Source organism: Pseudomonas entomophila (assembly GCF_013523125.1).
GTDB classification, from domain to species: Bacteria; Pseudomonadota; Gammaproteobacteria; order Pseudomonadales; family Pseudomonadaceae; genus Aquipseudomonas; species Aquipseudomonas entomophila_B.
This window is the reverse complement of sequence record NZ_JAAMQJ010000023.1, coordinates 1-20194: the sequence shown is the minus strand read 5'-3', so window position 1 is coordinate 20194 and position 20194 is coordinate 1. Positions and strand designations below refer to the sequence as shown.

Below are 20194 nucleotides of genomic sequence, written 5' to 3'. Positions count from 1 at the left end.
GATTCAATTCTCTCGACGGTCTCGATTCTCGGGGGACGTCGCGGTGACATGCCGGGGCAGGGTCACGCGAATCCGGGTACCTCGTTGCCGTTCGATATCGGCCGGGCTGTCGATCGTGATGTGTCCATAATGCTCTTCCACGATGGAATAGACCAGTGCGAGCCCGAGCCCGGTTCCTTCGCCAGGGTCCTTGGTGGTGAAGAACGGCTCGAACAGACGGTCCATGATCGCCTTGGGAATGCCGGTGCCTTCGTCCTCGACGATCAGGTCGACGGTGTGCTCGCACGCGCTGCTGCGTACGCGCACGGCGCTCCCCGGCGGTGATGCGTCGCGGGCGTTGGACAGCAGGTTGATCAGCACCTGGGCCAGGCGTTGCGGATCCCCCTCGGCCCAGTGTTCCGGGTCGCACAGGTTGAAGAACTGCACCTCGAAGTTGCGCCGGTTGAGCGCCAGCAGGCCGATCGCATCCTGCGCCACCTCGGCCAGCGAGACCGGCTCTTCGGTGTTCTGGTGACTGCCGCCGGCATGGGCGAAGCTCATCAGCGACTGCACGATGCGCGACACGCGCTTGGTCTGCTCGAGGATCTGCCCCGACAGCTCGGTGATCTCGCCATCGTCCTCGCGCTCCTCGCGCAGGTTCTGCGCCAGGCAGGCGATGCCGGTGATCGGGTTGCCGATCTCGTGCGCTACGCCGGCGGCCAGGCGCCCGATGCTGGCCAGGCGCTCGGAATGCACCAGCTTGTCTTCCAGGGCCTGGGTGACGGTCAGGTCCTCGACCAGCAGCACCAGGCCACTGTTGCCAGGGGCCAGGGGCTCGGCGATGGCGGCCTTGTGCAGGTTGAGCCAGCGGCTCTGGCCGTCCGGTGCCAGGCGCTGCTTGTGCAGGTGTTCGTCAGGCACGTTGATGAAGTCCAGCAGCAGCGCGCGCCACGGCTCGTCGATGGTGGTCAGGCGCGAGCCGACCACGTGCTTGGCGGCGATGCCGGTGAGCTCTTCCATGGCCTTGTTCCACATCAGGATCTCCTGATCCTTGGCCAGCGAGCAGACCCCCATCGGCAGCTCCTGCAGGGTCTGGCGGTGGTAGCGGCGCAGCGCATCGAGTTCGGCGGCCAGGCCGGTCAGACGCGAATGGTAGTCCTCGAGCCGGCTTTCGATGAAGTGGATGTCCTCGGTGACGTAGTTCTCGCTACCGGACTTGTACGGCAGGAAGGTCTCGACCATGTCCTGGGCGACGCTCGGCCCCATCAGGCCGGAGAGGTTCGCCTCGATGCGGTCGCGCAACCGACGCAGGGCATAGGGACGTCGCTCGTCGAAGGGCAGGTAGAGGTCGCGCAGGGCCTGTTCGACTTCCTTCTGCGCCGCCTTGGCGCCCAGCGGCTTGGCCAGCTGGGTGGCGAATTCCTGGGGCGAGGCGGCGTGCAGTTCACGCCGCTGCGGCCGGCGCACGTTGTCCACCGCGCAGGCCTCGGCGGCACTGACCTCTTCGGCACTGGCGTTGGTGAACAGCGAGATCAGGGTGAAGAGCAGGACGTTGGCGGCCAGCGAAGCGATCGCCGCCATGTGCCAGCTGGTGTCGTCCAGCACGTAGATCATGTCCAGCGACGGGATGTAGAAGCCTTGCAGGTTGCCGAGCATCGGCAGCAGCATGGTGATCATCCATACCAGAAAACCGGCCAGCAGCCCGGCGATGAAACCGCGCCGATTGGCCGTCGGCCAATACAGCACCGAGAGCACGCCGGGGAGGAACTGCAAGGTGGCGACGAAGGCGACGATGCCGAGGTTGGCCAGGCTCTGGTGGTTGCTCTGGGTCAGGTAGACCACGAAACCGGCGGCGATGATCGCCACGATCAGCGCACGGCGCGTCCACTTCAGCCAGCGGTAGATGTTGCCCTCGGCCGGTGGCTGGTAGAGCGGCAGGACCAGGTGGTTCAGGGCCATGCCCGAAAGCGCCAGCGTGGTGACGATGATCAGCCCGCTGGAAGCCGACAGGCCGCCGACGTAGGCCAGCAGGGCCAAGGCCGGGCTGTCGGCGGCGATGCCCAGGCCCAGGGTGAAGTACTCCGGGTTGGTGCTGGCGCCCAGGCGCAGCCCGGCCCACAGGATCAGCGGCACCGCCAGGCTCATCAGCAGCAGGAACAGCGGCAGCCCCCAGCTGGCGCTCACCAGCGAGCGGGGGTTGAGGTTCTCGGTGAAGGCCATGTGGTACATCTGCGGCATGACGATGGCCGAGGCGAAGAACACCAGCAGCAGGGTGCGCCAGGGGCCTTCCTGCAACGGGGTGTGCAGGGCCGCCAGCGCGGTCTGGTTCTGCAGCAGCCAGACTTCCAGCTGGTGCGGCCCGCCGAATACGCCGTACAGCGCATACAGCCCGATCCCGCCCAGGGCCAGCAGCTTGATCACCGACTCGAAGGCGATGGCGAAGACCAGGCCCTCGTGCTTTTCACGCGTGGCGATGTGACGTGAACCGAAGAAGATCGTGAACAGGGTGATCATGGCGCAGAAAGCCAGGGCCACCCGCGCCTTGATCGGCTCGCCGGTGAGGATGTTGATCGAGTCGGCCACCGCCTGGATCTGCAGCGCCAGCAAGGGCAGGACGCCGATCAGCATGAACAGGGTGGTCAGCGCGCCGACCCAGGTGCTGCGAAAGCGAAACGCCAGCAGGTCGGCCAGCGACGAGAGCTGGTAGGTGCGGGTGATCTTCAGGATCGGGTAGAGCAGCACCGGCGCCAGCAGGAACGCGCCGGACACGCCCAGGTACACCGCCAGAAAGCCGTAGCCGTACTGATAGGCCAGGCCGACCGAGCCATAGAACGCCCAGGCGCTGGCATAGACGCCGAGCGACAGGGTGTAGGTCAGCGGGTGGCGGATCACCGCACGCGGGATCAGGCCGCGTTCACTGACCCAGGCCACGCCGAACAGGACCAGCAGGTAGGCGGCGCTGATCAGGATCAGCTGGGTCAGGCTAAAGCTCATCGGCATCTCGTTGGCTCTGCAGAATGAAGGTGACGACGATGAGGATCAGCCAGAGCAGGTAAGGGCGATACCAGGCACCGGTCGGTTCGATCCACCAATCCATGATGGCGGGCGAGAACAGGTAGATCCCCACCACCAGAAGCAGGACCAAACGATAGATGTACATGCTGGCCTCGAGGGTTGGGCGCTACAGGCGTGGGCGCCTTGTCGGCGCACGTGACCGAGGGGATGCTAGCGGGAATCGCCGGGGTTCGCCAAGAGGTTGATTTGGCGGGGTTTGCTTTTGTACGGGACAAGTCTGTCCGGCTGTTCTCGTGGGTGAGTGCAGCGAGCGTTCAGGCCTCTCGCAAGGATCGTATCTGCCTATAAGGCCGAGATGACGCTACGGGTGTGGGCTTGCCCGCGATGCAGGTGGCGTGACGGGGCCCTATCGCTGGCAAGCCAGCTCCCACCTAGCCCCTTGCAGCCTGTCGAGCAAGCAAAGCTGCAAGCATCCTGTGAGAGCGGGCTTGCCCGCGATGCAGGCGGCGCGTGACCAGGCCCTGTCGCCGGCAAGCCGGCTCCCACACCGGTCTCGCGGCACAGTCCCCGCCCATTGATGAGCACAGGAAAGACAAAGCAGAAAAGACAGTTGCCTGAGTGAAAGGCGACGGCGTTCTGACACATCAGTGCAGAGGAGAGACCCTTGAGCGGGTCAGCAAACGCTCAGCGCAAGTCCGCTTCAGGCATCGTCGTCGTCCGGGCAATCGCCTCCGGCCGCCACCGCGTGCGGGCCACGGCCAGGACTTCGGCCGGTGTCGCCTGCCTCTGCTGCGGCTCGGTTTCCTGCCCCAGTGCGCGCAGGGCCCGCAGCAACAGGGGCGTCGCCTGGTCCCCCTGCAGCGGCGGCGAACGGTAGGATTTGCCCAGCTTGTGGCCATCCGGCTGCACGAGCAGGGGGATGTGCAGGTAGCGTGGCTGCGACAACCCCAGCAGCTCTTGCAGGTACAGCTGACGCGGGGTGTTGTCCAGCAGGTCGGCGCCGCGCACGATGTCGGTCACGCCCTGCCAGGCATCGTCCAGCACCACCGCCAGCTGATAGGCATACAACCCGTCACGGCGCTGGATGACGAAGTCGCCCACCTCACGGCCCAGGTGCTGCGCATACTCGCCCTGCACCCGATCGGTGAAACGGTAGAGCAGTTCCGGCACCCGCAGGCGGATGGCCGCGCCTTCGCGGGCATGCCCGGCGTTGCGGCAAAAGCCTGGATAGAGGCCGTTGTAACCTTCCAGCTGCTTGCGCGAACAGGTGCAGGCATAGGCCAGGCCCAGGCTGAACAGGCGGTCGACCACGGCGGCATAGGCATCATGGCGCTGGCTCTGGCAGACCACCTCGCCGTCCCAGTGCAGGCCGTAGGATTCGAGGGTCCGCAGGATGGCATCGCGGGCACCTGGCATCTCGCGTGGCGGATCGGTGTCCTCGATGCGCAGCAGCCAGCGGCCGTCGACGGCACGCGCATCCAGCCAGGACGCCAGGGCAGCGACCAGGGAGCCGAAATGCAGGAAGCCGCTGGGAGTGGGGGCGAAGCGTCCGATGTAACGGGAGTCGGTCATGGGCAGGTTGGGTCGGCAAACGAAACGGGGCGCATGGTGCGCCCCGTTCAGGTGGAAGGACGATCAGCCTTTGCCGACCGTCTTTTCCTTCTTCTCGGCAATTTCCTTGCAGTCGAAGCACAGGTCGGCGGTCGGACGGGCTTCCAGACGGCGCAGGCCGATCTCGATGCCACAGGATTCGCACCAGCCGTAATCTTCGTCCTGGATCTTCTGCAGGGTCTTGTCGATCTTCTTGATCAGCTTGCGCTCGCGATCGCGGTTGCGCAGTTCCAGGGCGAACTCCTCTTCCTGGCTGGCACGGTCGGCCGGGTCCGGGAAGTTGGCGGCTTCGTCTTTCATGTGGTCGACCGTACGATCCACGCTCTGCATCAGATCTTGCTTCCAGGCATTGAGCAGGCTGGTGAAGTGAGCCCGCATGGGCTCGCCCATGTACTCCTCACCTTTGGCGACTTGGTAAGGTCCTATTTGATCGTAATGTTGACTGCTTTTATGCTTTTCTTGGGTGGACATGAATAGACCGCCTCTCACTCTCTGATCCAATGCACAGGCTTGCTCCATCTCCGGCACCTGCCGGCCCTGCGACTGTGAGCCGCCGAACTTACCAGATAGAGGGTGCGGTATGCTACCCCGCCTGCATCGTGCTAATGGACAGCGGCGTGCAGTACACGTTCGCCGCTTCCTGGCAGAATTGTCAGTTCCGTTCGGATTGGAAGAAAACCATGCCCTCACCCTATAGCCAGCGTAGTCGCGCCATCGAACCGTTTCACGTCATGGCCCTGCTGGCGCGGGCCAACGAGCTGCAGGCGGCCGGGCACGATGTGATCCATCTGGAAATCGGCGAGCCGGACTTCACCACCGCCGCGCCCATCGTGCAGGCCGGCCAGGCAGCGCTGGCCGCCGGGCATACCCGCTACACGGCCGCGCGCGGGTTGCCCGCCTTGCGCCAGGCCATCGCACACTTCTATGGCGAGCGCTACGGGGTGGACGTCGACCCGCAGCGGATCCTGATCACCCCCGGCGGCTCAGGCGCGCTGCTGCTGGCCAGCAGCCTGCTGGTCGATCCCGACAAGCACTGGCTGTTGGCCGACCCTGGCTATCCCTGCAACCGGCACTTCCTGCGCCTGGTCGAAGGGGGCGCGCAACTGGTGCCGGTCGGACCGGATGAGAACTATCAACTGACGCCCGAACACGTGCATCGGTGCTGGAACGAGCAGACCGTCGGCGCCCTGGTGGCCTCGCCTGCCAACCCCACCGGTACGGTACTCGACCGCGAGGCGCTGGCGAACCTGTCGCAGGCCGTGCGCGCCCAGGACGGTCACCTGGTGGTGGACGAGATCTATCACGGGCTGACCTACGGCATGGACGCGCCCAGTGTGCTGGAGGTGGACCAGGACGCCTTCGTGCTCAACAGCTTCTCCAAGTACTTCGGCATGACCGGCTGGCGGCTGGGGTGGCTGGTCGCGCCACCCGCGGCGGTGGCCGACCTGGAGAAGCTGGCGCAGAACCTCTACATCAGTGCGCCGAGCATGGCCCAACACGCCGCGCTGGCCTGCTTCGAACCAGACACCCTGGCGATCTTCGAGGCGCGCCGCGCCGAGTTCGCCCTGCGGCGCGATTACCTTCTGCCGGCATTGCGCGCGCTGGGCTTTCGCATCGAGGTCGAACCGCAAGGCGCGTTCTACCTGTACGCCGACATCAGCGCGTTCGGCGGCGATGCGTTCGGCTTCTGCCAGCACTTTCTGGAGAGCCAGCACGTGGCCTTCACGCCTGGGCTGGATTTCGGCCGGCATCTGGCCGGGCACCATGTGCGCTTCGCCTATACCCAGAGCCTGCCTCGCCTCGAAGAAGCGGTGCAGCGCATCGCCCGTGGCTTGCAGGGGTGGCAGGGCTGATGCTGTTTTCCCCTGAGCTCGAGCGAGGACGGCTGCTGCGCCGGTACAAGCGTTTTCTGGCCGATATCGAGCTGGCCAGTGGCGAGCAGTTGACCATTCATTGCCCCAATACCGGGTCGATGCTCAACTGCATGCGTGAGGGCGGCGATGTCTGGTTCACCCGCTCCAACGACCCCAAGCGCAAGTTGCCCGGTACCTGGGAGTTGAGCGAAACGCCTCAAGGCCGGTTGGCCTGCATCAATACCGGACGTGCCAATGCGCTGGTCGAAGAAGCGCTGCGGGCCGGGGTGATCACCGAACTGGCCGGGTTCGACGCCTTGCGCCGCGAAGTCGCTTATGGCGAGGAGCGCAGCCGGGTGGATTTCTACCTGAAGTACGCCGAGGGGCCGGCCTACGTCGAGGTCAAGAGCGTGACCCTGGGGTACCCGGACAGTGCCGTGGCGGCGTTCCCGGATGCAGTGACCCAGCGCGGCGCCAAGCACCTGCGCGAGTTGGCCAGCCTGGCCCGGCAAGGGGTGCGTGCGGTGCAGCTGTATTGCGTGAACCTCAGCGGGATCGAGGCGGTGCGCCCGGCCCAGGAGATCGACGACGCCTATGCCCAAGCCTTGCGCGCGGCGGTGCGCGATGGTGTCGAGGTGCTGGCCTACGGCACGCGCGTAGAGACCACGGGGATCGTCATCGACCGCCCGTTGCCGGTGAGGCTGTAGGCGCGGCCCAGAGACCGTTCGCATCTTCCCAGCACCTGACCGGTTGCAGGCGCTGTCCTTCGCAGGGCCCCGTGACACACTCGCCGTCTTCGATCAGAAACAGCGCGCCATGCCGGGCGCAGCGGATCAGGCTGCCGCTGTCGTCGAGAAACCCCCCGTCCTGCCAGTGCAGGGGTACGTGGCGATGCGGGCAGCGGTTGACGTACAGGTAGGCACGGCCCTGGTGACGGACCGCGAACAGCGTTGTGTCCTGGCGCTCGAACAGACGGCTGGCGCCCTCGGGGAGTGCATCGGAGCGGCACAGGCGCGTCATGCCGGGCGGTGGCGAACGCTCGTCGGTGGCGGACCCAGGGGAAGCGTTGAACGGCATTGGCTCGGTTTCCTGACGATCGAGGGCGCCATAGTGCGAAGTCTCGTGGTTTCCGGCAAGCACGCGGGCGTGAAAGAGGCGTGGCGCGAGGGCGTGCAGTATCTGGGGAAAGACCGGAAACCGTGGCCTGCTGACCCGTTTCAGGCAGCAGCCTACTGATCGAGCACGCAAAAAAAGACCCGGCAAAGTGCCGGGTCAATAACCGTGATTAGCCTGATGAGGAGATAATCTGAACGTCCGAACCAAGGTCTTCCAGATTACCCAACCAGTCTCGCGACCAGTTGTGATAATCATAACGATTCTCATTTCACAGTCAATGGCTTTGTGAACTTTATTTTTCGAGGGTCCGGGCGTCGGGTTGAGACAGGAGCCGTTGTTCGAGTGCGCGCTTGTGGTCCGGGGACAGTTCGTTCCAGTGGACGTCGAGCAAGGCACCCTCTATCGCATACAGCAGTACCTTGGAGATTCGGAAGCCACGTGTCTTGACGGCCTGATAGGCGCCGACGGCGCCAAGCCGACGCAGGTCGGATTCGTTGTGGATGCCAACGGCATGCAACCACTGCGCGGACGTTTTCCCCAGATTCTTCAGGCCTTGCAACTCGTCGTTCATCCAGGCTCCTTGCTGTGGCAGGCGGCGGGTCAGGGAAGGCAGGCGAATCACAGCAGTGTAGCGGGGCGGGGGGCAGCCGTGTGGACGCATGCCCCAATGGCCGACGGGTTGCCTGTTGCAGGCGCCGTCGGCCCGGCTCGGCCTTACAAGCCTGGCAGAGAGTGGCGGATCTGGTCGATCAGGCTATCCATGCTGGCACAGGCCTGGGTGTCGACGCGTTTGCTGAAGGCCTGCTCTTCGGCATCCAGGGGTTCGCGCTCGGCCTGTTGCGCCTTGATCACCTCCAGCGTGGCATCGGACGGATCGCGCTGCTCGGCCTGGCGTTGCTGCAGCCAGCTGGCGATCACCGCGTCCGGCGCGTGGCAGTCGAGAATCACGAAGGGCACGCCCGTCTCGCTGGCGATGGCGGCAGCAGCCTGGCGCTGGTCGCGCTTGAGGTAGGTGGCATCGAGCACCACCGGGAAGCCGGCGCGCAGGATGACGGCGGCCAGGTGGTGCAGGCGCTGGTAGGTCTTCTGGCTGGCCTGGGGGTCGTACAGGCCGGCATGCAGCGCCTGCTCGTCCAGGACCTGTTCGGGGAACAGGCGCTTGCGCTCGACATCCGAACGCACGCGAATCGTGCCCAGGGCTTCGACCAGGCGCATCGACACGTGGCTCTTGCCCACTGCCGAGACGCCGTGGGTGATGGCCAGCAGGCGCGACGGGATAGCGCTGTAGCTTTCTGCCAGGTTGGCGTAGTTGCGGTAGGTGCGCAGCGTCGTGGCGCGCTGCACGCCGGTGCTGTCCGGCGCCAGGCTGAACAGGGCGACCTTGGCCCGTACCAGGGCACGGTAGGCCTTGTAGAAGTTCAGCAGCTCCAGCCCCTCGTAGTCGCCGGTCAGCTCCAGGTACTGGCTGACGAAGCGCCGCGACAGGCTCTTCAGGCCACGGTCCTCCAGGTCCATGGCCAGGAAGGCGATGTCGGCGTACACATCGGTCAGGCGGAACGGTTCGTTGAACTCGATGCAGTCGAAGATCACCACCTGCCCGTCGATCAGCGTGGCGTTACCCAGGTGGATGTCGCCATGGCATTCACGGATGAAGCCACCGGCCTTGCGTGCCTCCAGCAGCGGGCGCAGGCGCTCGAAGCTGCTCTGGGCCCAGGCCTGCAGGCCGTCGAGCTGCTGCAGGTCGGCCGCGTCGGTGAGGAACGGGCGGATCTGCTCGAAGTTCTGCTCCACCGGCTGCATGACGCTCTCCGGCGTGCCGAGCGGGTGCTCCACAGGGACGGTCGGTGCGTGCAGGTGGAAATCGGCGATCTGCGCGGCCATCTGGTCGATGTGCGCGGCGGTCAGTTCGCCATTGGCCTGCAGGGTGTTGAGCATGTGCGCCTGGGGGAACTGGCGCATCTTCAGGGCGTATTCGATCGCCTCGCCCTGACCGCCTAGTTGCGGCGCCTCCGCCGAGCCGGTGATCGGCAGGACGTCGAGATAGACGCCTTCGGTCAGGCGCTGGTTGAGGCGCAGTTCTTCGTTGCAGAAGTGGGCACGCTGGCTCAGGTCGGTGAAGTCGAGAAAGCCGAAGTTCATCGGCTTCTTGATCTTGTAGGCGTAGTCACCGGTCAGCAGGACCCAGGAGATGTGCGTCTCGATCAGCTGGAAGCCGTCGACGGGGTGCGGGTAGAGCGCGGGGTTCTGCAGCGCGTTGATCAGAGCTTGGCTCACGGGCGATCCTTCTGGGTCAGGGAATTCGAATCCGTCATTATGGTCAATGGTGGCGCCCCTGCAAACCGCCAGAGGGCGCCTGCCCAGCCTCAGCAAAGTGCGTATAATCCGCCGCCATGACTCGTACCAAGACCTCCCGCACCTCCAAAAAACGCCCGACCGGACGCGCTCGCGCCTGGCTGGGCTGGGCCCTCAAGCTCAGCCTGGTCGGCCTGGTGATACTCGCCGGCTTTGCGGTCTACCTCGACGCCGTCGTCCAGGACAAGTTCGCCGGCAAACGCTGGTCGATCCCGGCCAAGGTCTACGCCCGGCCCCTGGAGCTGTTCAGCGGCCAGAAACTCAGCCGTGACGACTTCCTGACCGAGCTCGATGCCCTCGGCTACCGACGCGAAAGTTCGGCCAATGGCCCGGGCGCGGCGTCGGTCAACGGCAACACGGTCGACATCAACACCCGTGGCTTCCAGTTCTACGAAGGGCTGGAGCCGGCGCAGTTCGTGCGCGTGCGCTTCTCCGGCGACTACGTGGCCGGGCTCAGCGGGGCCAATGGCGCCAAGCTCGACGTGGTGCGCCTGGAGCCGCTGATGATCGGCGGCATCTACCCGAAGAACCTTGAGGACCGCATCCTGATCAAGATCGACCAGGTGCCGCCCTACCTGCTCGAGACCCTGGTGGCGGTCGAGGACCGTGACTTCTACAGCCACATGGGCGTTTCGCCCAAGTCCATCGCCCGGGCGATCTGGGTCAACACCTCGTCCGGTGCCATGCGCCAGGGCGGCAGTACCCTGACCCAGCAGCTGGTGAAGAACTTCTACCTCACCAACGAGCGCAGCCTGAGCCGCAAGCTGACCGAGGCCATGATGGCCGTGCTGCTGGAATTGCACTACGACAAGCGCGAGATCCTCGAGGCCTACCTCAACGAGGTGTTCGTCGGTCAGGACGGTCAGCGCGCGGTGCATGGTTTCGGCCTGGCCAGCCAGTTCTTCTTCAGCCAACCGCTGTCGGAACTCAAGCTGCACCAGGTGGCCTTGCTGGTGGGCATGGTCAAGGGGCCGTCCTACTACAACCCGCGTCGCCACCCCGAACGCGCCCTGAACCGCCGCAACCTGGTGCTCGATCTGCTCGCCGAGCAGGGCGTGGCGACCCGGGAAGCGGTCGATGCGGCGAAGAAGATGCCTCTGGGCGTGACCCGGCGCGGCAGCCTGGCCGACAGCTCGTTCCCGGCGTTCCTCGACCTGGTCAAGCGTCAATTGCGTCAAGACTATCGCGACGAGGACTTGACCGAAGAAGGCCTGCGCATCTTCACCAGCTTCGACCCGATCCTGCAGATGAAAGCCGAGTCGGCCATGACCGAGACCTTCAAACGCCTGGCCGGGCGCAAGGGCGCCGACGAGGTCGAGTCGGCGATGGTGGTGACCAACCCGGAAACCGGTGAGGTGCAGGCGCTGATCGGCAGCCGTCAGGCCGGCTTCGCCGGTTTCAACCGGGCCATCGATGCCGTACGGCCGATCGGCTCGCTGGTCAAGCCGGCGGTCTACCTGACGGCGCTGGAAAAGCCCAGCCAGTACACCCTGACCAGCTGGGTGCAGGACGAGCCGTTCTCGGTCAAGGGCGCCGACGGCCAGGTCTGGCGGCCGCAGAACTATGAGCGCAAGCCCCATGGGACCATCTACCTCTACCAAGGGCTGGCGCATTCCTACAACCTGTCCACCGCCAAGATCGGCCTGGAAGTCGGCGTACCCAACGTGATCAAGACCATCGGGCGACTCGGCGTCGACGTCGACTGGCCGCCGTTCCCAGCGATGTTGCTGGGCGCTGGCGGCATGTCGCCGGTGCAGGTGGCGACCATGTACCAGACGTTGGCCAACGGCGGCTTCAACACGCCCATGCGTGGTATCCGCAGCGTGCTGACGGCCGAAGGCGAGCCGCTCAAGCGTTACCCGTTCCAGATCCAGCAGACCTTCGATCCAGGCGCCATCTTCCTGGTGCAGAACGCCATGCAGCGGGTCATGCGTGAAGGCACCGGCCGCTCGGTCTACAACACGCTACCCAGTTCGCTGACCCTGGCGGGCAAGACCGGCACCAGCAACGACTCGCGCGACAGCTGGTTCTCAGGCTTCAGCCAGGACCTGCTGGCCGTGGTCTGGCTGGGCCGCGACGACAACGGCAAGACGCCCTTCACTGGGGCGACCGGCGCCTTGCAGGTGTGGACCAGCTTCATGCGCAAGGCCGACCCGTTGCCGCTGGACATGCCGCAGCCGGACAACATCGTCCAGGCCTGGATCGACCCCTACTCGGGCAAAGGCTCCGATGCCAGCTGTCCGGGAGCCGTGCAGATGCCGTATATTCGCGGCAGCGAACCGCCTGCCGGCGCCGCCTGCAACGCTCAGCCCGAGGCCGAAGACTCGGTCATGGACTGGGTCAAGGGCTGGATGAACTGAATGCGTGGCCTGCCATCTGGGCGGGCCACCGGATGCATGAGAGGGTGTGACGTGAACAAGTGGTGGTTTCCTGCCTTGACGGCGCTGGCCATGCTGCATGGCTGCTCCAGCGTTCCACGCGGTTCGATCCCGGTGGTGGATTCGAGCACACGGGTGTCCAACAGCGAGCGTGTCCAGGCCAATCGCACGCCGGCCGCCTCGGTCAACCGAGGCACCGCGCAGGCCCAGTCGATGCCGACCGATACCGGTGTCACGGTCATGGTGCCGCAGGGCGCCGGTGCTGCGCCGATCCAGACGTTCCCGGCCTCGACCGCGGCGGCGCCGATCAGCACGACGCCGATCACGCCAGGGCCTGCCGCGGACGATGAGCCGTTCGACATCGCCGCCATGGACGCCGCAGCGGCCAGCAAGCCTGCAGCCGCCAGTACGCCTACCGGCATTCCACGGAGCAACACGGCAGCCAGTGGTGGCCTGTCGGCCGACGAGCAGCTCGACGGCCCGGTGCTGGCGTTGTTGACCACGGCCCAGCAACAGCAGGGTGGTGGCGACTTCAACGGGGCTTCGTCGAGCCTCGAGCGTGCCCAGCGCATCGCGCCGCGTGAACCCCAGGTGCTGTTCCGACTGGCCCAGGTGCGTCTGGCACAGGGCGATGCCGCGCAGGCCGAGCAACTGGCCCGTCGGGCGTTGTCCTACGCCAACGGACGACCGAACCTGCAAGCCGAGCTGTGGAACGTGATCGCCCAGGCTCGCGAGAAGCAGGGCGACAGCGCCGGCGCGGCCTTGGCTCGCCAGAAAGCCCAGGTCGCCTCGTGATGGAGCCGCGCATCCTGAACATCGCCGACCAATTGCTGTTGATCGAGCATGAGCTGCGCGTGCAGGGCTGGTGGGATCACACCCCGCCCAGCGAGCAGGCGTTGGCCAGCACCGTGCCTTTCGCGCTCGACAGCCTGCGTTTCGAGCAATGGCTGCAATGGATCTTCCTGCCGCGCATGACGCAGATCCTCGAGCAGGGCCTGCCACTGCCCCAGGCCTCGGGCATCCTGGTGATGGCCGAAACGGTCTATGTCGACCGTCCTGAGCAAAGTCGCGAGCTACGGCGCTTGCTGGCCGTATTCGACCAATTGATCGCGCCATCCGCCTGATTTTTTCGGTTTTACCTCTCAGGGCCGCAGATTGTGGCCCTTTTTTATGGAAATCTTTATTTTCCTGCTGCAAGCGTTCTCGTTTGTGGTGACTGTAATTGAAGTCTTGGAAATATTGGCAATAATTTTTCTTGACTTGTCGCCGCCGAATCACAAGAATCCAGTTTCCGCTGTAGGGGGACTGCCAGAAGCAGACCCGCCAAGCCGAACATGAGGCGCACACCCGCGCCGACCTGTTTTACCCCGCAACGCGTTACCTCGCGCTGGGTGGGAAGGTCCCGAAACACTCAGGGACGCTCCCAATACTTGCTCAGTCAGTGCTGAACGTTCGCTCATGCTCTGCTTGGCAGTAAACCTATCAAGACCCCGCCCCTCGGGCGGTACTCTGGCGTTTTAGAGGTGAACAACGTGGAGCTTTTATCTGGCGGCGAGATGCTTGTCCGCTTCTTGCGTGACGAGGGCATCAAGCACATCTACGGGTACCCTGGCGGTGCTCTCCTTCATGTCTACGATGCCTTGTTCAAGGAACCAGAGATCGAGCACATCCTGGTCCGCCACGAACAGGCCGCGACGCACATGGCCGACGGCTATGCACGCGCCACCGGCAAGGCCGGCGTCGTGCTGGTGACCTCCGGCCCAGGCGCCACCAACGCCATCACCGGTATCGCCACGGCGTACATGGACTCCATCCCGATGGTCATCCTGTCAGGCCAGGTGCCCAGCACCATGGTCGGCACCGATGCCTTCCAGGAAACCGACATGATCGGTATTTCCCGGCCCATCGTGAAACACAGCTTCATGATCAAGCATGCCTCGGAAATCCCCGAAGTCCTGAAGAAGGCCTTCTACCTGGCCGAGTCCGGGCGTCCCGGTCCGGTGGTGGTCGACATTCCGAAGGACATGACCAACCCGGCCGAGAAGTTCGAGTACGTCTATCCGAAGAAGGTCAAGCTGCGCTCCTACAGCCCGGCCGTGCGTGGCCATTCCGGTCAGATCCGCAAGGCGGCCGAGATGCTGCTGGCGGCCAAGCGCCCGATCCTCTACTCCGGTGGCGGCGTCATCCTCGGTGGTGGTTCCGAAACTCTGACCGAGATCGCCCGTGCGCTGAACCTGCCGGTCACCAACACCCTGATGGGCTTGGGCGGCTACCCCGGTACCGATCGCCAGTTCCTCGGCATGCTCGGCATGCACGGCAGCTACCCGGCCAACATGGCGATGCACCACGCCGATGTGATCTTCGCTGTCGGCGCGCGCTTCGACGACCGCGTGATCAATGGCCCGGCCAAATTCTGCCCGAACGCCAAGATCATCCACATCGACATCGACCCGGCGTCGATCTCCAAGATGATCAAGGCCGACGTGCCGATCGTGGGCCCGGTCGACAGCGTACTCGCCGACATGCAGGCCATCCTCAAGGAAATCGGTGGTCAGCCCGACCAGGCGGCCATGGATACGTGGTGGAAGCAGATCGACGAATGGCGCGGTAACCGTGGGCTGTTCCCGTACGACCAGGGCGACGGTGAAGTGATCAAGCCGCAGAAGGTCATCGAGACCCTGTGCGAAGTCACCAATGGCGATGCCTTCGTCACCTCCGACGTCGGCCAGCACCAGATGTTCGCGGCGCAGTACTATCGCTTCAACAAGCCCAATCGCTGGATCAACTCCGGTGGCCTGGGCACCATGGGCTTCGGTTTCCCGGCGGCCATGGGCGTGAAGCTGAGCTTCCCCGACGACGACGTGGCCTGCGTCACCGGCGAAGGCAGCATCCAGATGAACATCCAGGAGCTGTCGACCTGCCTGCAGTACGGCTTGCCGGTGAAGATCGTCAACCTGAACAACGGCGTATTGGGCATGGTTCGCCAGTGGCAGGACATGTCCTACAACAGCCGCCACTCGCATTCCTACATGGAGTCGTTGCCCGACTTCATCAAGCTGGTCGAAGCCTATGGCCATGTCGGCATTCGCATCACCAGCCTGAAGGACCTCAAGCCCAAGCTCGAGGAAGCCTTCGCCCTGAAGAATCGCCTGGTCTTCATCGACATCCAGGTCGACAGGAGCGAGCACGTCTACCCGATGCAGATCAAGGACGGCTCGATGCGTGACATGTGGCTGAGCAAGACGGAGCGTACCTGATATGCGGCACATCATTTCCCTGCTGCTGGAAAACGAACCCGGTGCCTTGTCTCGCGTGGTCGGGCTGTTTTCCCAACGCAACTACAACATCGAAAGCCTGACCGTGGCCCCGACCGAGGACCCGAGCGTATCGCGTCTGACGTTGACCACCATCGGCCACGACGAGGTGATCGAGCAGATCACCAAGAACCTGAACAAGCTCGTCGAAGTGGTCAAGCTGGTCGACCTGTCGGAAAGCGCGCACATCGAGCGCGAAATGATGCTGGTCAAGGTCAAGGCCACCGGCGCCCAGCGCGCCGAGATCAAGCGCACCACCGACATCTTCCGTGGACAGATCGTCGACGTCACCGCCAGCGTGTACACCGTGCAGCTGAGCGGGACCAGCGACAAGCTCGACAGCTTCATCCAGGCGATCGGCACCACGTCGATCCTTGAAACCGTTCGCAGTGGCGTCACCGGCATCGCCCGGGGCGACAAAGTGCTCAGCATCTAACTTCAACAATTAGCGTTGGCTCCCGCGAGCCAGGATATAACAGGGGTAGTTCATGAAAGTTTTCTACGATAAAGATTGCGACCTTTCCATCATCCAGGGCAAGAAAGTCGCCATCATCGGTTACGGCTCCCAGGGTCACGCCCAGGCGTGCAACCTGAAGGACTCGGGCGTCGACGTCACCGTCGGCCTGCGCAAGGGCTCGGCCACCGTCGCCAAGGCAGAAGCCCACGGCTTGAAAGTCGCTGACGTGGCGTCCGCCGTCGCCGCTGCCGACCTGGTCATGATCCTGACCCCGGACGAATTCCAGGGCACGCTGTACAAGAACGAGATCGAGCCGAACATCAAGCAGGGCGCGACCCTGGCGTTCTCCCACGGCTTCTCGATCCACTACAACCAGGTCGTGCCGCGCGCCGACCTGGACGTGATCATGATCGCGCCGAAGGCCCCGGGCCACACCGTGCGTTCCGAGTTCGTCAAGGGCGGTGGCATCCCTGACCTGATCGCCATCTACCAGGATGCGTCGGGCAACGCCAAGAACGTCGCGCTGTCCTACGCCGCAGGCGTCGGCGGTGGCCGCACCGGCATCATCGAAACCACCTTCAAGGACGAGACCGAAACCGACCTGTTCGGTGAGCAGGCCGTGCTGTGCGGCGGTACCGTCGAGCTGGTCAAGGCCGGTTTCGAAACCTTGGTCGAAGCCGGTTACGCGCCGGAAATGGCCTACTTCGAGTGCCTGCACGAGCTGAAGCTGATCGTCGACCTCATGTACGAAGGCGGTATCGCCAACATGAACTACTCGATCTCCAACAACGCCGAGTACGGCGAGTACGTGACCGGTCCTGAAGTCATCAACGAAGAATCCCGCAAGGCCATGCGCAACGCACTCAAGCGCATCCAGGACGGCGAATACGCGAAGATGTTCATCAGCGAAGGCGCCACCAACTACCCGTCGATGACCGCCAAGCGTCGCAACAACGCCGCCCACGGCATCGAAATCATCGGCGAGCAGCTGCGCTCGATGATGCCGTGGATCTCGGCCAACAAGATCGTCGACAAGAGCAAGAACTGATCCTGTCCTGACGTGACGAAGAACGCGGCCTCGGCCGCGTTTTTTCGTTCAGGCGCCCGCATCTGGTATAAAGCGACCAGGGGCAGGCGTCGAACCTCCGTCGCCTGCCCGCGTCGAATACTTTCCATCCTGTTGCAAGGTAATCTCCATGAGCGAACGTCCCGAAGAGCCGCACACGCCCTCCGACGCCGAAAGCCTGCTACCTGTCGATGAGCACATTGAAGAGGGGCATGACGCCGAAGGGCGCAAGGTTCGGCATCGCGGCATCTACCTGTTGCCCAATCTGTTCACCACCGCCAACCTGTTTGCCGGGTTCTACGCGATCATCAGCGCCATCAGCGCCCATGGCTATTTGAGCGCTGGCGACGCGCACGAGGGCAGCAAGTACCTGGCGTTCGCCGCCATCGCGATCTTCGTGGCCATGGTGCTCGACAGCCTCGACGGTCGCGTGGCGCGCATGACCAATACCCAGAGCGCCTTCGGTGCCGAGTACGACTCGCTGTCGGACATGGTCGCTTTCGGTGTGGCCCCTGCATTGCTGGCCTTCGTCTGGGCCTTGGGCGACATGGGCAAGGTCGGCTGGATGGTGGCCTTCATCTATGTCGCTGGCGCAGCACTGCGTCTGGCACGGTTCAACACCCAGGTCGGCACCGCCGACAAGCGCTACTTCATCGGTCTGGCGAGCCCGGCCGCGGCCGGTGTGGTGGCGGGTACCGTCTGGGCCTTCAGCGACTACGGCATTCAGGGCTCCAAGCTGTCGTTCCTGGTGGCTCTGCTGGTCGCGGCGGCCGGCATGCTGATGGTCAGCAACGTCAAGTACAACAGCTTCAAGGAGCTGGACCTCAAGGGTCGCGTGCCCTTCGTCGCCATCCTGGCGGTGGTGCTGGTGTTCGCCGTGGTCTTCAGTGATCCACCGCGCATCCTGCTGCTGATCTTCCTCGGCTATGCGGCTTCGGGGCCTGTGCAGTACCTGCTGCGCAAACGGCGCCGTAAAGCGTGAGATCGATTTAATGCGGGAATAACCCTGCGGCCCTACAGTCTATTGGTACATCCTTGTCCAGTGCTGTGGGGTCGACATGCTCATCCAGCTTCCCAAATCGTCCGATTGCAAACTGTCGGACGTTACGCCTGAATCCCTTTATCTCTCCCGCCGTCGTGTGCTCGGTGGTGCAATGGCCGGGTTGGCGCTCGGTACCTTGCCCTCCGTCGGCCATGCCGCTGACCGTGCTCGTTACCCGGATGTCGAGCCTGGCAAGCCAGCGGGCTGGTTCACCGACAAGCTCGCTGCCACACGCTGGCAAGCGGTGACCGTGAAGGACGAAGCGATCACGCCTTTTCGCGACGCCACCCATTACAACAACTTCTATGAGTTCGGGCCCGACAAGGGCGACCCGGCTGATAACGCCGGGAGTCTGCCGACCGAACCCTGGCGCCTGGTGATCGATGGCGAAGTCGACGAGCCGGGTCAGTACGCGCTGGAGGACTTCGTCAAACCCTACCGACTGGAAGAGCGCATCTACCGGCTGCGCTGCGTCGAAGCCTGGTCGATGGTGATTCCGTGGCTGGGCTTTCCGTTGGCAGACATCCTCAAGCGCGTCCAGCCGACCTCCAAGGCCCGTTATGTACGCTTCGAAACCCTTCGTGATCCTGAGCACATGCCAGGGCAGCGCTCGGGGTTCGCCTTGATCGACTGGCCCTATGTGGAGGGCTTGCGCCTGGACGAGGCGATGAACCCGCTGACCCTGATGGCCGTCGGCATGTACGGTCGCGAGCTGCCGAATCAGAACGGGGCGCCACTGCGGCTGGTCGTGCCGTGGAAATATGGGTTCAAGAGCATCAAGTCGATCGTGCGCATGAGCCTGGTCGCCGAGCAGCCCAGGACCACCTGGCAAGGCTTGGCGCCCGACGAGTACGGCTTCTATGCCAACGTCAATCCGCAGGTCGATCATCCGCGCTGGACACAGGCCCATGAGCGACGGCTACCGAGTGGGCTGTTCAGTCCGAACGTACGCGACACGCTGATGTTCAACGGCTATGCCGAACAGGTCAGTGGCTTGTACGCGGGGCTGGATCTGCGGAAGTACTATTGATGCGCTATCCACGACTACGGCTGGCGCTGTTTCTGTTCGGTTGCCTGTTGCCGGCCTGGTGGCTCTACGAAGCCGTGGGCAACCAATTGGGTCCTGATCCTGGCAAGGTGCTGGTCACGCGCCTGGGACTGGGAGGGTTGATCTACCTGTTGGTCAGTCTGTGCATGAGCCCCCTCCAGCGCATGACCGGGTGGGCAGGCTGGATCGTGGTGCGCAGGCAGATCGGCTTGTGGAGCTTTGCCTACATCCTGCTGCACCTGCTCGGCTATCTGGTGTTCATGCTGGGGCTGGATCTCGGGCAGCTGGGTGTCGAGTTGCGTCGGCGGCCCTACATCATCGTCGGTACGCTGGGGTTCTTGGGCCTGCTCGTGCTGGCGGTAACCTCGAACAAGGCCAGTCAGCGGCGACTGGGCGCACGCTGGCGGTCCTTGCATCGACTCGTCTATGCAGTGTTGGGGTTGGGGCTGCTGCATTTCCTGTGGATCGTACGTTCCGATCTGGGGGAGTGGACCCTGTACGCAGGGGTGGGGCTCGTGCTGATGGTGCTGCGTATCCCGGCTGTGTGGCGACGGTTGCCACGGTTCAACCGGAAAAAGCGAAATGAATCGAAATAAAGGGTTGACGGGGTTTCAGATCCCCTTATAATGCGCACCACTTCCAACGCACTCGGAACGATAAACGCCTTGTTAATCAACAGGTTGTTTGAATCGAGATAGCGCTGGAAGGGCTTCGGTTTCGACCGGAAGCGGTGAAAAAGGTGGTTGACAGCAGGTTGTAACGCTGTATGATTCGCCTCCCGCTTCGAGAGATCGCAGCGAGTCAAGTGGTTGAAGTTGTTAGGGTTTCCCGAAAAGAACTTCAAAATAAACGCTTGACACACAACGAGGACAGCGTAGAATGCGCGCCTCGGTTGAGACGAAAGCTTCTCAGCCAAACGCTCTTTAACAAATTGAATCAAGCAATTCGTGTGGGTGCTTGTGA

At 63.9% G+C, this 20194-nt stretch carries 18 protein-coding genes; 11 read left to right on the top strand and 7 right to left on the bottom strand.

Annotation, left to right across the window (positions count from 1 at the left end):
• Positions 1-3: 3 nt before the first annotated feature.
• The 4 genes from G7007_RS13285 to dksA all read right to left on the bottom strand — a co-directional run bounded on the left by G7007_RS13285 (position 4) and on the right by dksA (position 5076).
• On the bottom strand, positions 4-2979 hold the full coding sequence (locus G7007_RS13285; protein WP_181102400.1) for a sensor histidine kinase: 2976 nt from the start codon (positions 2977-2979) through the stop codon (positions 4-6).
• Positions 2963-3139: a hypothetical protein gene (locus G7007_RS13280; protein WP_003250005.1), complete on the bottom strand. Its 177-nt coding sequence runs from the start codon at positions 3137-3139 to the stop codon at positions 2963-2965. Before G7007_RS13280 ends, G7007_RS13285 begins: the two co-directional genes overlap by 17 nt.
• Positions 3140-3678: 539 nt before the next feature.
• A complete protein-coding gene (gluQRS, locus tag G7007_RS13275) occupies positions 3679-4566 on the bottom strand; it encodes a tRNA glutamyl-Q(34) synthetase GluQRS (protein WP_181102399.1) in 888 nt (295 codons plus the stop codon).
• 63 nt (positions 4567-4629) lie between these two features.
• A complete protein-coding gene (dksA, locus tag G7007_RS13270; protein WP_181102398.1) occupies positions 4630-5076 on the bottom strand; it encodes an RNA polymerase-binding protein DksA in 447 nt (148 codons plus the stop codon).
• A 209-nt stretch (positions 5077-5285) separates the two neighbouring features.
• Here dksA and G7007_RS13265 point away from each other — a divergent pair, with 209 nt between their 5' ends.
• Together G7007_RS13265 and sfsA are read left to right on the top strand one after the other, a co-directional pair.
• Positions 5286-6458: a pyridoxal phosphate-dependent aminotransferase gene (locus G7007_RS13265; protein WP_181102397.1), complete on the top strand. Its 1173-nt coding sequence runs from the start codon at positions 5286-5288 to the stop codon at positions 6456-6458.
• Positions 6458-7165, top strand: a complete 708-nt coding sequence (gene sfsA / locus G7007_RS13260) for a DNA/RNA nuclease SfsA (RefSeq protein WP_181102396.1) — start codon at positions 6458-6460, stop codon at positions 7163-7165. The genes G7007_RS13265 and sfsA overlap by 1 nt, the downstream gene beginning before the upstream one ends.
• Here sfsA and G7007_RS13255 read toward each other — a convergent pair.
• The 3 genes from G7007_RS13255 to G7007_RS13245 all read right to left on the bottom strand — a co-directional run bounded on the left by G7007_RS13255 (position 7134) and on the right by G7007_RS13245 (position 9848).
• Positions 7134-7478, bottom strand: coding sequence for a Rieske (2Fe-2S) protein (locus tag G7007_RS13255; protein ID WP_181102450.1), 345 nt, complete (start codon positions 7476-7478; stop codon positions 7134-7136). The genes sfsA and G7007_RS13255 overlap by 32 nt on opposite strands.
• 388 nt (positions 7479-7866) lie before the next feature.
• A complete protein-coding gene (locus G7007_RS13250) occupies positions 7867-8145 on the bottom strand; it encodes a TfoX/Sxy family protein (RefSeq protein WP_181102395.1) in 279 nt (92 codons plus the stop codon).
• 143 nt (positions 8146-8288) lie between these two features.
• Positions 8289-9848, bottom strand: a complete 1560-nt coding sequence (locus tag G7007_RS13245) for a bifunctional aminoglycoside phosphotransferase/ATP-binding protein (protein WP_181102393.1) — start codon at positions 9846-9848, stop codon at positions 8289-8291.
• 116 nt (positions 9849-9964) lie between these two features.
• Here G7007_RS13245 and mrcB point away from each other — a divergent pair, with 116 nt between their 5' ends.
• The 9 genes from mrcB to msrQ all read left to right on the top strand — a co-directional run bounded on the left by mrcB (position 9965) and on the right by msrQ (position 19827).
• Positions 9965-12286 (top strand): penicillin-binding protein 1B, encoded by a 2322-nt coding sequence (mrcB, locus tag G7007_RS13240; protein WP_181102392.1) that lies wholly within the window; start codon positions 9965-9967, stop codon positions 12284-12286.
• 36 nt (positions 12287-12322) lie between these two features.
• Positions 12323-13099, top strand: coding sequence for a tetratricopeptide repeat protein (locus G7007_RS13235; protein ID WP_181102391.1), 777 nt, complete (start codon positions 12323-12325; stop codon positions 13097-13099).
• Entirely contained in the window at positions 13096-13428 is a 333-nt protein-coding gene (locus G7007_RS13230; RefSeq protein ID WP_181102390.1) for a YqcC family protein, read from the top strand. The genes G7007_RS13235 and G7007_RS13230 overlap by 4 nt, the downstream gene beginning before the upstream one ends.
• A gap of 408 nt (positions 13429-13836) precedes the next feature.
• Complete coding sequence (locus G7007_RS13225; RefSeq protein WP_181102389.1) at positions 13837-15561, top strand: acetolactate synthase 3 large subunit; 1725 nt, start codon at positions 13837-13839, stop codon at positions 15559-15561.
• Position 15562: 1 nt separating this feature from the next.
• Positions 15563-16054: an acetolactate synthase small subunit gene (gene ilvN / locus G7007_RS13220; RefSeq protein WP_060392506.1), complete on the top strand. Its 492-nt coding sequence runs from the start codon at positions 15563-15565 to the stop codon at positions 16052-16054.
• Between the two features lie 52 nt (positions 16055-16106).
• Entirely contained in the window at positions 16107-17123 is a 1017-nt protein-coding gene (gene ilvC, locus G7007_RS13215; protein WP_181102388.1) for a ketol-acid reductoisomerase, read from the top strand.
• 148 nt (positions 17124-17271) lie between these two features.
• Positions 17272-18123 (top strand): CDP-diacylglycerol--serine O-phosphatidyltransferase, encoded by an 852-nt coding sequence (gene pssA, locus G7007_RS13210; protein ID WP_181102387.1) that lies wholly within the window; start codon positions 17272-17274, stop codon positions 18121-18123.
• Positions 18124-18199: 76 nt separating this feature from the next.
• Positions 18200-19213, top strand: coding sequence for a protein-methionine-sulfoxide reductase catalytic subunit MsrP (gene msrP, locus G7007_RS13205; protein WP_181102386.1), 1014 nt, complete (start codon positions 18200-18202; stop codon positions 19211-19213).
• A complete protein-coding gene (gene msrQ, locus G7007_RS13200) occupies positions 19213-19827 on the top strand; it encodes a protein-methionine-sulfoxide reductase heme-binding subunit MsrQ (protein WP_181102385.1) in 615 nt (204 codons plus the stop codon). Before msrP ends, msrQ begins: the two co-directional genes overlap by 1 nt.
• The last annotated feature ends 367 nt before the right edge of the window (positions 19828-20194 follow it).

Excerpts from the sequence above, each read along its gene's own strand:
- pssA (WP_181102387.1), top strand. The coding sequence starts at position 17,272 with ATGAGCGAACGTCCCGAAGAGCCGCACACGCCCTCCGACGCCGAAAGC.
- G7007_RS13265 (WP_181102397.1), top strand. The coding sequence starts at position 5,286 with ATGCCCTCACCCTATAGCCAGCGTAGTCGCGCCATCGAACCGTTTCAC.
- msrQ (WP_181102385.1), top strand. The coding sequence starts at position 19,213 with ATGCGCTATCCACGACTACGGCTGGCGCTGTTTCTGTTCGGTTGCCTG.
- dksA (WP_181102398.1), bottom strand. The coding sequence starts at position 5,076 with ATGTCCACCCAAGAAAAGCATAAAAGCAGTCAACATTACGATCAAATA.
- ilvN (WP_060392506.1), top strand. The coding sequence starts at position 15,563 with ATGCGGCACATCATTTCCCTGCTGCTGGAAAACGAACCCGGTGCCTTG.
- gluQRS (WP_181102399.1), bottom strand. The coding sequence starts at position 4,566 with ATGACCGACTCCCGTTACATCGGACGCTTCGCCCCCACTCCCAGCGGC.
- mrcB (WP_181102392.1), top strand. The coding sequence starts at position 9,965 with ATGACTCGTACCAAGACCTCCCGCACCTCCAAAAAACGCCCGACCGGA.
- G7007_RS13235 (WP_181102391.1), top strand. The coding sequence starts at position 12,323 with ATGAGAGGGTGTGACGTGAACAAGTGGTGGTTTCCTGCCTTGACGGCG.
- G7007_RS13285 (WP_181102400.1), bottom strand. The coding sequence starts at position 2,979 with ATGCCGATGAGCTTTAGCCTGACCCAGCTGATCCTGATCAGCGCCGCC.
- G7007_RS13280 (WP_003250005.1), bottom strand. The coding sequence starts at position 3,139 with ATGTACATCTATCGTTTGGTCCTGCTTCTGGTGGTGGGGATCTACCTG.
- G7007_RS13250 (WP_181102395.1), bottom strand. The coding sequence starts at position 8,145 with ATGAACGACGAGTTGCAAGGCCTGAAGAATCTGGGGAAAACGTCCGCG.
- sfsA (WP_181102396.1), top strand. The coding sequence starts at position 6,458 with ATGCTGTTTTCCCCTGAGCTCGAGCGAGGACGGCTGCTGCGCCGGTAC.
- ilvC (WP_181102388.1), top strand. The coding sequence starts at position 16,107 with ATGAAAGTTTTCTACGATAAAGATTGCGACCTTTCCATCATCCAGGGC.
- msrP (WP_181102386.1), top strand. The coding sequence starts at position 18,200 with ATGCTCATCCAGCTTCCCAAATCGTCCGATTGCAAACTGTCGGACGTT.
- G7007_RS13255 (WP_181102450.1), bottom strand. The coding sequence starts at position 7,478 with ATGACGCGCCTGTGCCGCTCCGATGCACTCCCCGAGGGCGCCAGCCGT.